The following is a 13386-nucleotide window of genomic DNA, read 5'->3' as shown; positions in this document are numbered from 1 at the left end:
CATGCACGAGGAAGCGGAGCTGGAGATTCAGGCCGTGCGGGTCCGGACGGCGTTCTACCGGCGCGAGCGCCGTTCCGTGGCGCTGGCCAGGGAGTTCGCGCGGACCGCGCTCGCCGACTGGGACCGGAAGCGGGGCGCGGACGACGTGGTGCTCTGTGTCAGCGAACTGTCCACCAACGCGCTGCTGCACGGCGTTCCGCCGGGGCGCGGGTATCGGCTGTGGCTGGCGTTGGGGGCGGAGGACAAGGTGCTGCGGGTGGAGGTGCATGACAGTGGGGATGGTGAGCCTCGGGTGTCGGAGGGGGGTGGTGCGGCGGATGAGGAACGCGGGCGCGGACTGTGGTTGGTGTCCGCGCTGGCGGACGCGTGGGGCGTCGAGGAGCGGCTGCCCGGCAAGATCGTGTGGTGTGAGTGGCGGACGGAGGGTGAGGGTGAAGAAAGTCCGTTAAGCGAGTTTTGACGGGGTTAACTTCCCAATAAGGAGGGCCGGTTGTCTTTGGGGGTTCGGCTGTGGGGAAGTCCACAAAGGGGACAAAGGATCTTTTCGGGCTGACAGTCTGCACCTGCCCAGCCCGTCCCCGACCCCACGCCCGTCCTCTGCTCGTCCGCGTTCGGCTTCCCCGCTACCGGGAGATATCGGCGCACGACCCGGAAGCAACCCGTGACCGCTCTGGCCCGTTGGTGCCTCAGGCGCCGCCTCGTGGTGCTCCTCTTCTGGTGCGCCGCGCTCGCCGGCACGGCCGTCGCCGCGGGCGTGGTCGGCTCCGCGTACTCCACCGACTACGCGGTCCCCGGTACCGAGTCCGGCCGGGCCGGCGCCCTGTTGGCCAAGGCGTTCCCGGACCGCGCGGGCGACGCCGACACCATCGTCTGGCACACCGGCGACGGCAGCGTGCGCGCCACCGCGGTCCGCACGACCATGACGCAGGCGCTGGCCGAGGTCGCCAAACTGCCTGGCGTGGCCGACGTCCAGGGCCCCTACGGGCCGGGCGGTGGCGGGCAGATCAGCCGGGACGGGCACACCGCCTACGCCTCGCTGACCTTCCGGAGTTCGCCGGACGACCTGCCGGCGTCCCAGGTGCGGAAGGTGGTGGACACCGCCAAACGGGCCGCCGGGAACGGCCTCCAGGTGGAGTTGGGCGGCAGCGGGATCGCGCTCACCCAGTCCCCGCACGATCAACTGCCGGAGGCGATCGGGGTGGCCGCGGCGGCGGTGGTGCTCTTCCTCGCCTTCGGGTCGCTGGCCGCGACCCTGTTGCCGATCGTCACCGCGCTGGCCGCCGTCGGCACCGCGGCCGCCGGGATCAGCCTGCTCGGCCACGTCATGACGGTTGCCGACTTCGCCCCGATGCTGGGCATGTTGATCGGACTCGGGGTCGGGATCGACTACGCCCTGTTCATCGTCACGCGGCACCGCAAGGGGTTGCGCGCGGGGCTCTCCGTCCAGGAGGCCGCCGAGCGCGCGGTGACGGTGTCCGGGCGCGCGGTGGTCTTCGCCGGCGCCACCGTCTGCATCGCCCTGCTCGGCATGCTCACCCTGCGGCTGGGCTTCCTCAACGGAGTTGCACTGGCCGCCTCGCTCACCGTCGTCCTCACCGTCGCCGCCTCCATCACGCTGCTGCCGGCGCTGCTGGGGTTCATCGGGATGCGGGCGTTGGGGCGGCGGGAGCGGCGCCGGTTGGCCGAGGAGGGGCCGGTGACCGCCTCCGGGACGGGCCCGGCCGCCCGTTGGGCCGGCTTCGTCGAACGCCATCCCAAACTGCTCGGCGCCGCCGCGGCCGCCGTGATGCTCACCCTGGCGCTGCCCACCCTCGGCCTTCACCTGGGCACCTCGGACCAGGGCAACGACCCGGCGACGGCCACCACGCGCAAGGCGTACGACCTGCTGGCGGACGGCTTCGGGCCGGGCTTCAACGGGCCGCTGACGCTGGTCGGTTCGCTCGACGGCGCCCCCGACCGGCTCGCCTTCGACGAGCTGCCGCAGGTCCTCCGGGACACGCCGGGCGTGGCGCGGGTCAGCGGGCCGGACTTCGACGGCGGCCATGCCACCGGGGTGATCACCGTCGTCCCGGACAGCGCGCCGCAGTCGCAGCGGACCTCCGACCTGGTCAGCAGGTTGCGCACCGAGGTGCTGCCGCGCGCGGCCGACGGCACCTCGCTCCAGGTGCGGGTCGGCGGGGTCACCGCCGGCTACGACGACTTCGCCGAGGTCATCGTCGGTAAACTGCCGCTCTTCCTGGGCGCGGTGATCGGCCTGGGTTCCGTCCTCCTGCTGCTCGCGTTCCGCAGCATCGGCATCCCCCTCAAGGCCGCGCTGATGAACCTGGCGGCGGTCTCCGCCTCGTTCGGGATCGTCGTCGCGGTCTTCCAATGGGGGTGGGGGAGCGAGGCGTTGGGCCTGGGACGGGCCGGACCCATCGAGCCGTTCCTGCCGGTCATCATGGTCTCGGTGCTCTTCGGGCTCTCGATGGACTACCAGGTCTTCCTGGTCAGCCGGATGTACGAGGAGTGGCAGCGGACCGGCGACAACCGGCGGGCGGTGCGGGTCGGGCTCGCCGAGACCAGCCGGGTGATCAACTCGGCCGCGGTGATCATGATCGCGGTGTTCGGGGCCTTCGTCCTCAGCGGCGACCGGATCATCGCCATGTTCGGCATCGGGCTGGCCGCCGCCGTCGCGCTGGACGCGTTCGTGCTGCGCACGCTGCTGGTGCCGGCCCTCATGCACCTGCTCGGCGGCGCCAATTGGTGGCTGCCGGCCTGGTTGGAGCGGCGGCTGCCGCGGCTGAGCATCGAGCCGCCCGAGGAGCCGGCCGCGCCCGCGCCGTCGGCGGAGGGCCGACCGTCGGTGACGGTCTGACCCCGTGACGTAGGCGCCGCGGCGGTTCTCATCTGGCTCTCAGACGCGGCACCTACGGTCGCGCCCATGGGAACGACGACCGACAAGCGAAGCGACGACGCGAAGACGACCACCACTGACCAGGGGGCCAAGGACGCGAACGAGGCCGCGGAGCGGGCCGAGGAGACGGCGGCTGCCGGCGGCGAGAAGAACGGGGAGAAGGCGGGGGAGAAGGCCGGGGAGACGGTCGTTGAGACGGCCGAGGCGCAGGCCGACGGGGGTACCGAGGCGGGGGAGCGGGCCGCGGGCGAGGCCGATGGCGCCGACGCCGCTGCCGACGCGGACACCGACACCGACACCGACACCGACACCGACGTTGAGGCCGACGCCGCCGAGGCCCCCGCCCGTTCCGGCGCGGCCGCCGGCGCCGGGGCCGTCGTGGCGGCCGGGCTCGGCCTGGCCTCCATGACCGGCACCTGGCTCGGCACCCTGCTCGCCGAACGGCAGACCCTGGTCGGCCAGATCAAGGTCCAGTCCGGCAAGGCCACCGACCAGATCGCCACCGTCTACGGCGCCCCCTGGCACACCACCGCCCTGGTCAACGGGGTCTTCGCGGTGCTCGCCATGGTCGTCGCCGCGGTGGTGCTGACCGGGCGCCGTCCCACCTGGGTGCGCGCCGTCGCCTGGGGCGGGCTGGTGCTCGGCTTCCTCGGGCTGCTGATCTCGGCGGGCATGTACCTCGACCTGTTCGCGAGCCTGCCCAGTCTGCCTAAGGTGCCCGGCGCCGGCTCCTGAGCCCCTGTGAGGCCAACGGCGCCCGCGCCTAAGGCCCTTGGGGCGTAACGCGGCGTCGTGCCGTACGGGAACGGGCCGGACCAGGGGGCTCCTAGGCCCCCGACCGGCCCGTCGTCCCGTATGGCGGACGCCGTCGGGGCCGGAGATCGGGCACTCTCCCGATGTGCCGGACCCTCCTTGGAGACGAGAGTGGAGGCCATCGACGCCCGGCGAACGGCCGGGCGTCGCCACCGCCTCATCCCAAGGGGGAGAGCCCATGTACGTCTCCGAACTGGAGCTCCGGGTCCGCTACGAGGAACTGCGGCGCGAGGCCGACCGCCGCCGGCTGGTGCGCGAGGCCGCCAACGGGGCGCGGGACGCCGCCCGTTCCGGAAGCGAGGAGTCCGGAAGGCGGGTGAGGGCGGACCGGGGCCGGGTCCGGCGCGCCACCGCCTGACCGCCCAACGGCCTTGTGACCGGGGGTGTTCGGGGGTCCGGGGGCGCCCCGTGGCGGCGCCCCCGCGGTGTGCCGGAAACCACTGCCGGATTGTCAGACCCCTGTGCGATGCTCGGCACCGTGGAGACCAGAGCGATCAGTCCCGTCTTCGTCGGCCGCGCCGCCGAGCTCGCCGAGTTGGGCGACGCGCTGGCGCGGGTCGCGGCGTCCGGCGAGCCCCAGGCCCTGCTGATCGGGGGCGAGGCCGGGGTCGGCAAGACCCGCCTGATCGAGGAGTTCTGCGAGACGGCCCGCGACCGCGGCGCGCAGGTCGCGCTCGGCGGCTGCATCGAAATCGGCTCCGAGGGCCTGCCGTTCGCCCCGTTCTCCGCCGTCCTGCACACCCTCAACGCCCACCTGCCCGACGAGCTGGCCGCGGCCGTCGCCGGCCAGGAGGGCGAATTGGCCCGGATCCTCCCGGAGTTGGGCGAGACCGCGGGCGAGAGCCGGGACGAGGAGACCGGCCGGGCCCGGCTCTTCGAGCTGACCGCCCGCCTCCTGGAGCGGCTCGCCGCCCACCGCACCCTCGTCCTCGTCGTCGAGGACCTCCACTGGGCCGACCGCTCCACCCGCGAACTGCTCGCCTACCTCCTGCGCGCCCTCCACGACGCCGGCATCCTCCTGGTCGCCACCTACCGCTCCGACGACATCCACCGCCGCCATCCGCTGCGCCCCTTCCTCGCCGAGATTGACCGGATGCGCACCGTCCGCCGCATCGAGCTGGACCGCTTCAACCGCGACGAGGTCCGCACCCAGATCGCCGGCATCCGCGGCAGCGAGCCCGCCGAGGAGACCGTCGACCGGGTCTTCAAACGCTCCGAGGGCAACGCCTTCTTCGTCGAGGAGCTGGCCCGCAGCCTCGCCGACGGCTGCCGCTACGGCCTCAGCGACCCGCTGCGCGATCTGCTGCTGGTGCGCGTCGAGGCGCTCCCCGAGGACGCCCAACGGGTGGTGCGGATCGCCGCCGAGGGCGGCTCCACCGTCGAGCACGAACTCCTCGCCGCCGTCTGCCGGATGCCCGAGGACGACCTCATCGAGGCGCTCCGCGCCGCCGTCGGCTCCAACACCCTGCTGCCCACCCAGGACGGCACCGGCTACCGCTTCCGGCACGCCCTGGTCCGCGAGGCCGTCGTCGACGACCTGCTGCCCGGCGAGCGCACCCGCCTCAACCGCCGCTACGCCGAGGCCCTGGAGGCCGCCCCGGCCCTCGTCCGCTCCGAGGTCTGCGCCACCCGGCTGGCCAGCTACTGGTACAAGGCCCACGACGCCGCCAAGGCGCTGCCCGCCGTCCTCGCCGCCTCCGTGCAGGCCCGCCGCCGGCACGCCTACGCCGAGCAACTGCGGCTGCTGGACCGCGCCCTGGAGCTGTGGGACGACGCGCCCGTCGAGGTCCGCCAGAAGGTGCGCCCGGTCGACTACGCCGAGGCGTACCCGGCCTGCGGCTGCGACGACGAGGCCCTCCGCTTCCTGGATCTGCTCGCCGAGATCGCGGTGGCCGCCCGGTTGTCCGGCGACGGCGAGCGGGCCTTCACCATCACCAAGCGCGCCCTGCGCACGCTGCGCACCGAACACGACGCCCAGCGCACCGCCTGGTTCCTGGTGCAGCGCTCCAAGCTCTGCCAGACCACCGGCCGCGGCGACGGCTGGGAAGACCTGGGCAAGGCCAAGGAGTTGATGCGCGGACTGCCGCCGTCGTCCGTGCACGCCACCGTCACCGCCGCCGTCGCCAGTTGGCAGATGCTGCACGAGCCGGGCCCTGGCGCCTTCGCCACCGCCGAACGGGCCGTGGAGCTGGCCCGTACGGTCGGCGACGAGGAGGCCGAGCTCAACTCCCGGGTGACGCTGGCCGGGCTGCGGGTGGACGCCGGCGACGTCGAGGAGGGCCTCGCCGAGTTCCGCACCGTCCTCGACCGCGCCGTCGACCGGGGCTACTTCGCGGTCATCGCCCGCGGCCACGTCAACCTCCCGGGCACCCTGGAGGGCGTCGGCCGCTCCCGCGAGGCGGTGGACGTCACCGACCAGGGCGTCGAGCTCACCACCCGCTACGGCCTGACCAACAGCACCAGTTGGGTGCTGAGCAACCGCGCCGAATCGCTCCAGTCGCTCGGCCGCTGGGAGGAGGCCGGCGGGGCCGCCGCCGACGCCCGCCGCCTCGCCCGGGACCCGCGCGCGATCGCCCTGGCCGCCAGCCGGCTCACCGCGCTGGCCCTGGACACCGGCGATCTGGCCGCCGCCGAGCGCGAACTGGCCGTCGCGCAGGAGCACTACGGCACCCACGACCCCCAGCCGCAACACGCCCTCCCCCTGGCGCGGCACGCGCTGCGGCTCGCCGCCCGCCAGGGCCGGATACTCGACGCCCGGGCCGTCCTGCGCCAGGTCGCGCCCAGCACCGGCTTCGCGCCCGGCCTGCACCGCTACGCCTGGCCGCTGCTGTGGTCGGCCACCGCCGTCGAGTCCGACGCCCGCGGGCTGCCCGCCGCGGAGCCCGGCCGGCCCGAGGTCCTCGCCCGCATCCGACAGGCCGCCAAGCGGCTGCCGCGGCTCTCGCCGGTGTGGGACGCCTACGGCACGGCCGTCGAGGCCGAACTCCGCCGCGCCGAGGGCCGGGAGTCCCCCGACGCCTGGGCCCACGCCGTCGCCGCCTTCGAACGGCTCGCCCGGCCGCACGAGTTGGCCTGGTGCTGCTGCCGCTGGGCCGAGTCACTGCTGCACGGCACGGAGCGGGCCAGCGCCGGCCTCAGCGGTCGGACCCCGCGCGAGGCCGCCGTCCTGGTGCTCGGACAGGCGCACGCGGTCGCGGTCCGCACCGGCGCCCGACCGCTGACCGGCGAGCTCGAACTCCTCGCCCAACGCGCCCGAATACCCCTCCCCGGCCGCGGCCCGGCGCCCGACGCGCCCCGCCCACCGGCGCCCGCCACCCCCGTCGAGTCCCTGGGCCTCACCCCCCGGGAACGCGATGTGCTCCGCCTGGTCGCCGATGGCCGCAGCAACCGTCAGATCGCCGACGAGTTGTTCATCTCCCCGAAGACGGCCAGCGTTCATGTCTCCAACATCCTGGCCAAGTTGGGGGTGTCGGGGCGCGGCGAGGCCGGCGCCGTCGCCCATCGGTTGCGGCTGTTCACCTGACGGTGGGTTGGCTTCCCACGTTGTTGGCTTTCCCGCCGTGCCGCTGCGCTTGGTTTGCTGCCCACGTGGTTGGCTTTCCCGCCGCGCGGGTTGCTGTTTTTGCGCCTGCGGCGCGGGCCGGTCCGCTGCGCGGGGCCGGTCCGCTGCGCGGGGCTGTTGGGTTGCGGTGACGGGCCTCCGGGGGCGGCATGCCAGACTGCTTCGCTTTACGTCTGGCACACCGCCCCCTCCGGCCCGTCCCCTCCCGTTGAGGGGTGGTTTTCTCTGGGATGGAGCTGATCCTGAGTGGTCCTCTGACGGTCACCGCGCAAGCTCATGCGCCTTCTTACGATCACCGCTCACGCGTACTCGTCCTCTGACGGTCACCGCTCAACCCAGCGGCCCGAGTTGGCCCACCGGGCGGACGTGGCACCCACCGTTCTTTCCCACCCCCCAACGGGAGGGGACGGGCCGGAGGGGTGGGTGTGCCAGACGTAAAGCGAAGCAGTCTGGCATGCCCGCCCCGCAGGCCCGTCACCGCAACCCAACAGCCCCGCGCAGCGGACAACACAACTCGACCCGCCCCGCGCAGCGGACCGGCAGCGGACCGGCAACCCGCGCGGCGGGAAAGCCAGCAACGTGGGAAGCCAACCCGCCGGGGGCCCGTGCGGTTAGTACCAAGAGTCCCGCGCCGCGGGCAACGCGGCGATCTCCCGGAGATCCTCGGGGCTCAACACCAGCTCCGCCGCGTTCGCGTTCTGCGCGGCCCACCGTTCCTTCTTCGTGCCCGGGACGGGGACCACATGGCGGCCCTGGGCGAGGGTCCAGGCGAGTGCCACCTGCCCGGGGGTGGCCCCGTGGCGCGCGCCGACGCGGCGCAGGCCGGCCACCACCGGCTGGTTGGCGGCCATCATCTCGGCGGTGAAGCGCGGGTGTCGGGCCCGTATGTCCTCCGGTTCGAAGCCCTGGCCGGGGGTGAGGGTGCCGGTCAGGAAGCCGTTGCCGAGCGGCATCGCGGCCAGGAAGCCCACGCCGCGCGACTCGCACCACGGGAGCAGTTCGACCAGCGCCTCCGCCGCCCACACGGACAGCTCGGCCTGCACGCTGCTGACCGGGAACACCTGCTGGATGCGCTCCAGTTGGCGCAGGGTGCCGTCGTGCAGGCCGGGGCGGCGGAACGCCCGGCCGTCGGGTGCGGTCCGGGCCGCCCGGGGGCCGCGCCAGGTCCGGGCGGCCCGGGCGCCCACCGCGCACAGCCCCAGCGAGCGCACCTTGCCGGCCGCCACCAGTTCCGCCATCGCCCCCCAGGTCTCCTCGATGGGTACTTCGGGGTCCGCGCGGTGGAGTTGGTAGAGGTCGATGTGGTCGGTCTGCAGCCGGCGCAGCGACGCGTCGCAGGCGCGCTTGATGTAGCCGGGCCGCCCGTTGGCGACGATGTGCTGGTCGCCGGCGAGCAGCCCGCACTTGGTGGAGACGAAGGCGTCCGCGCGGCGTTCCTTGAGGACCCGCCCCACCAACAGCTCGTTGGTGAACGGGCCGTACATGTCCGCGGTGTCCACCAGGCTGCACCCCCGGTCGAGCGCGGTGTGCAGTGCCCGCAGCGATCCCTCGCCGCTGCGCTGCGACGCGCTGTACCCCCAGCTCATCGGCATGCAGCCGAGGCCGATCGCGCCCACCTCCAAGGCCGCCGCGCCGATTGTCCTGCGCTCCACCTGGTCGTGCCTCCGTCCCTCGCCCCCGATCAAGGGCCAGACCAAACTAACGTCTGAACCAAACGTCTCTTCGCATAGCCTCGGGCCATGGCAACCGCAGAACCGCACTCCACCCCCGGTGACGTCTGGCTCCCCATCGCGCCCGGTGAGATCGACGGCCTTCCCGAGGGGCTGAATTACGTCCATTGGGACGCCGGTCCCGAGTACCCCGCCGACCCCGCCCGCTGCGTCTTCTACGCCGTCCCGTACATGAAGCCGGTCGACGTCTGCCTGCGCCCGTTGGCGCGGATGAGCCGGGTGCGGGTGGTGCAGACCCTCACGGCCGGGGTCGACAACCTGCTCCCGGGGTTGGACCGGATGCCGCCCGGTGCCCAGTTGTGCAACGCCCGCGGGCTACACGACGCCAGCACCGCCGAGTTGGCGCTCACTTTGACGTTGGCGGCGCTGCGCGGCATCCCGGAATTCGTCCGGGCCCAGGAAACGGGCGCGTGGCGGCCGGAGTTCCGACCTGCGCTCGCCGACAAGTCGGTCCTCATTGTGGGCTATGGTTCGATCGGCAGTGCCATCGAAGACCGGCTCACACCTTTTGAATGCGCGCGGGTCACACGCATCGCGCGCACCGCACGTGACACTGTGCGCGGTCCGGTGCATCCACTGTCTGAGCTGTCCGCCCTCTTGCCCGCCGCGGACGTCGTCATCCTCGCAACTCCGCTCACCGAAGCCACCCGTGGCCTGGTAGGACGCGATTTTCTGGCCCGGATGAAGGACGGCGCACTGCTGGTGAACATCGCCCGGGGAGCGATCGTCGACACCGCCGCGCTCCTCGACGAACTGGAGTCGGGACGGCTGCGCGCCGCCCTCGACGTCACCGATCCGGAACCGTTGCCGGCTGACCATCCGCTGTGGCGCGCTCCCGGCCTGCTCGTCACTCCACACGTCGGGGGCCCCAGTTCTGCCTTCCTGCCCCGTGCGAAGCGGCTGCTGCAAGCCCAGTTGGCACTTTTCGCGGCCGGCGAGCCCGTCCGGCATGTCGTCGCCACCGCACCGGAATCCGAAGTGGATCGCTCTACGAGTCCGTAAGGCTGCTCTCTGTATCTACAAATCCCCTCGATGTCACGCTCCGTAGAGGCGCTATGTCCCTGAGTGACGGTCTGGTGTATCGTCCGAGCGGGGAAAGCGCCGGGATCGTCACGGCGAGACACGAAAGATCCGGAACCGAGGGGGGCGACGGGCGATGCAGTGCCGATGGATGATCCGCGAGATGCGCGATCCACGACCGCCCGCAGGAATGCCGTCGGGACTCCGCGCGCACCGATCCCGACGCGGTCCGGCCCGGGTGAACGGAAGAGCACAGTGAGCGCCCCGGGGGCGATGCTCTCCCGCCCGCCCGTGCAGACCGGCAGCGCCCCGAGCCCGGTCCCGCAGATCGTGCTGGCCGTCGTCTGCGGCGGCTACGCCATCGGTTCCGCGATGGGCTGGGGCTCACCGCGACTGGCCGGGGTCATGGGGGACTTCGGGCTCAGCCTGGCCGCCCTGATCGCCGCCGTCTCCTGCGGGCTCTACGCCCGCCGGTACGCCACGCCCTTCCGCCCCGCCTGGGTCCTGTTCGCCGTCTCCTCCGGGATGGCCGGGCTCGGCAACGGCGTCTGGGGCTACTACGAGGTCGTCCAGCAGGCCACGGTCCCCAGCCCGTCCATGGCCGACTTCTGCTTCCTGCTGTTCGCGCCGCCAGCCATCGTCGGCCTGCTGGTGCTCGCCAAGCGGCCGGTGACCCGGGCCGGTTGGGTCTGCCTCGGGCTCGACGCCTGGCTGATCGCCGGCTCGCTGCTCACCCTCTCCTGGAGCCTGGCGCTCGCGCACACCGCGCACTTCAACGGCCGCTCGGTCGCCGAGGGCGCGCTCTCGCTGGCCTATCCGCTGCTGGACATCGTCCTGGTCAGCATGGTCCTGGCGCTGCACTTCCGGCGCTCGTCCGTGCACCGCTCCGCGATCAACACCGCGATCGCCGCACTGGCGTTGACGGTGCTGTGCGACGCGCTCTTCAGCTCCCCGCTGCTGCACGACCACTACCGCTCCGGCCAGATCCTGGACGCCGGCTGGTTCGCCGGCTCGCTGCTCTTCGCGTACGCCCCGTGGGTGGGCGGCCGGCCCGGCGCGGACGCCACCGTGCCCGCCGGCCCCACCGGGCAGTTGAACCGCCCGCAGACGCCGCCCGGCAGCCGCCCGATCGCCGGTTCGCTGGCCGCCCTGACGCCGTATCTGGCCGCCGCCGTCTGCACGTTGGGCATCCTCACCAACGTCCTGGACGGTCGGCGCATCGACCGCGTGGTGCTCTTCACCGGCTGCACGGTCGTGCTGGCCCTGGTCGTGAGGCAGGGCATCATGCTGCTCGACAACATCACCCTCACCCAGGAACTCGCCCAGAAGGAGAACCACTTCCGCTCCCTGGTCCAGGGCTCCAGCGACGTCATCATGATCGCCGCGCCGACCGGCGTGCTGCGGTACGTGAGCCCGGCCGCCGCCGGGGTCTACGGCCGGGACGCCGAGGAGCTGGTCGGCTCCGAACTCGCCTCGCTGATCCACCCCGAGGACCTGGGCCGGGTGGTCCACGAGGTCCGCCGGTTCCTCGCCGCCTCGCCCGAGGCCGAGCCGACCACCCGGATCGAGTGCCGCTTCCGGGCCGGCGGCCAGCGCGCCGGCGGCTGTGACGGATGGTTGAACGTGGAGTCCACGGTCAACCGCCATCACGGCGGCCTGATCTTCAACTCCCGCGACGTCACCGAGCGCGTCCGGCTCCAGGCCCAGCTCCAGCACAACGCCTCGCACGACGCGCTCACCGACCTGCCCAACCGCGCGCTGTTCACCGAGCGGGTCACCAAGGCCGTCACCGGCCGCCGGGCCACCGACCACGACACCGCCGTGCTCTACATCGATCTCGACGGCTTCAAGCAGGTCAACGACACCATCGGTCACCAGGCCGGCGACGAGCTGCTGATCCAGGCGGCCCGGCGGCTCGCCGAGTCGGTGCGGGCCGGGGACATAGCGGCCCGCCTCGGCGGCGACGAGTTCGCCGCGCTCATCACCGGCGACGGCACCCGCGACCACGCGGCCCGGGAGTTCCGCATCCTGGAGATCGCCGACCGGCTGCGCCTCCGGCTCTCCGAGCCGTACCGCATCGACGGCCGGGACGTCCGGGTCGCGGCCAGCATCGGCGTCGCCTTCGCCGAACCGGGCACCAGCCCCTCGACCCTGCTGCGCAACGCCGACCTGGCGATGTACCGCGCCAAGCAGGCCGGCAAGGGCCGGGTCGAGCTCTACGCCCCGCAGATGCAGGACGAGGTCGCGCACCGCGCCGAGCTCGCCAGCAAGCTCCGCACCGCCCTACAGGACGGCGAGTTCGCGCTCCAGCACCAGCCGGTGGTCGAGCTCGCCAGCGGCAAGATCACCGCGGTCGCCGCGCACGCCCGGTGGCGGTCGGCCGAGGGCATATTCTTCACCCCGGCCGAGTTCCTCCGGGTCGGCGACCGCGGTCGGCTCACCGACGAGGGCGGCGAGCGCGCCGCCGAGTTGGGCCGCTGGCAGCTTGAGGAGGCGGTCGCGCAGGCCGCCGCCCGGCACCTCGCCGGCCACCCGGTCCCGATCGCCGTCCGGCTCTCCGCCCGCCGACTCCTGGACCGCGCCCTGACCCCCAAGGCCATCGAGGCGCTGCTCGCCCGGCACGGCCTGCCCTCCGGCGACCTCGTGCTGGAGCTGTCCGAGAGCGACCCCCGGATTCCGCTCGACGACCTGGAGCGGCGGCTGGTCGCACTGCGCCGGCTCGGCGTGCGGATCGCGCTGGACGGGTTCGGCAGCGGATGCGCCGCGATGGGCGCCCTGCGCCGGCTCCCCATCGACGTACTGCGGCTGGACCGCGGGCTGATCGACGGGGTGGTGGAGTCCCCCCGGGAGCACAAGATCACCGCCGGGCTGCTGCGGATCGCCTCCGACCTCGGCATGCGCTCGGTCGCGGAGGGCGTCGACCTGCCCGAACAGGTGCTGGCGCTGCGCTCCATGGGATGCACGCACGGCATGGGCCTGGCCTTCTCCGGGCCCCTGGACGAACCGCGGCTGCGCCGGGCGCTGACCCGCGGCAGCTACCCGGTGCCGGACCTCACGGGCCAGGGCCGCGCGGTGGTGCTCAGCGGCAGCCGACCGGCCCGGCGGGCGGCGGTCGCGGGGCCGGACGCGCGGGTGCATCCGCCGTTGCGCCCAAATAGTGAGACCTCCGTCCCACCCACTTGACACTCAGTGCGCGTGAGGGGGAGGGTCAGTGCCATGCGCACCCGAATTCTCGTACTTGGAAAGCGCGTCGGCTGAAGCTGGGACCCTGACGAACCCGGCTGACCACACCGACGCGCTCCCCTCGCTTGCCTCACGGCACGAGGGGTTTTTTGTTGCACCGCAACCTCACAAATCCGCCCAAA

General features: G+C 73.1%; 8 protein-coding genes. 7 read left to right on the top strand and 1 reads right to left on the bottom strand.

The features are described 5' to 3' along the window. Position 1: 1 nt before the first annotated feature. The 5 genes from PV796_RS12805 (at position 2) to PV796_RS12785 (ending at position 7232) form a co-directional block, all read left to right on the top strand. Complete coding sequence (locus PV796_RS12805; RefSeq protein ID WP_274913113.1) at positions 2–460, top strand: ATP-binding protein; 459 nt, start codon at positions 2–4, stop codon at positions 458–460. Positions 461–661: 201 nt separating this feature from the next. Then, entirely contained in the window at positions 662–2857 is a 2196-nt protein-coding gene (locus PV796_RS12800) for an MMPL family transporter (protein ID WP_274913111.1), read from the top strand. A 66-nt stretch (positions 2858–2923) separates the two neighbouring features. Beyond that, positions 2924–3631: a hypothetical protein gene (locus PV796_RS12795; protein WP_274913109.1), complete on the top strand. Its 708-nt coding sequence runs from the start codon at positions 2924–2926 to the stop codon at positions 3629–3631. A 256-nt stretch (positions 3632–3887) separates the two neighbouring features. Continuing rightward, positions 3888–4067 (top strand): hypothetical protein, encoded by a 180-nt coding sequence (locus PV796_RS12790; RefSeq protein ID WP_274913108.1) that lies wholly within the window; start codon positions 3888–3890, stop codon positions 4065–4067. A 108-nt stretch (positions 4068–4175) separates the two neighbouring features. Further along, complete coding sequence (locus PV796_RS12785) at positions 4176–7232, top strand: helix-turn-helix transcriptional regulator (protein ID WP_342456908.1); 3057 nt, start codon at positions 4176–4178, stop codon at positions 7230–7232. A gap of 650 nt (positions 7233–7882) precedes the next feature. Here the strand turns inward: PV796_RS12785 and PV796_RS12780 are convergent. Next, a complete protein-coding gene (locus PV796_RS12780) occupies positions 7883–8923 on the bottom strand; it encodes an aldo/keto reductase (protein ID WP_274913104.1) in 1041 nt (346 codons plus the stop codon). 87 nt (positions 8924–9010) lie between these two features. On the opposite strand from PV796_RS12780, the gene PV796_RS12775 reads away from it, so the two are divergent. Further along, a complete protein-coding gene (locus PV796_RS12775) occupies positions 9011–10003 on the top strand; it encodes a 2-hydroxyacid dehydrogenase (RefSeq protein ID WP_274913102.1) in 993 nt (330 codons plus the stop codon). 291 nt (positions 10004–10294) lie between these two features. Continuing rightward, positions 10295–13204 carry a putative bifunctional diguanylate cyclase/phosphodiesterase gene (locus tag PV796_RS12770; protein WP_274918989.1) on the top strand — a complete coding sequence of 970 codons (2910 nt, stop codon included), beginning with the start codon at positions 10295–10297 and terminating at the stop codon, positions 13202–13204. The last annotated feature ends 182 nt before the right edge of the window (positions 13205–13386 follow it).

Source organism: Streptomyces sp. WZ-12, assembly GCF_028898845.1.
Lineage (GTDB): Bacteria > Actinomycetota > Actinomycetes > Streptomycetales > Streptomycetaceae > Streptomyces.
This window is presented reverse-complemented; position numbering and strand designations above follow the sequence as displayed.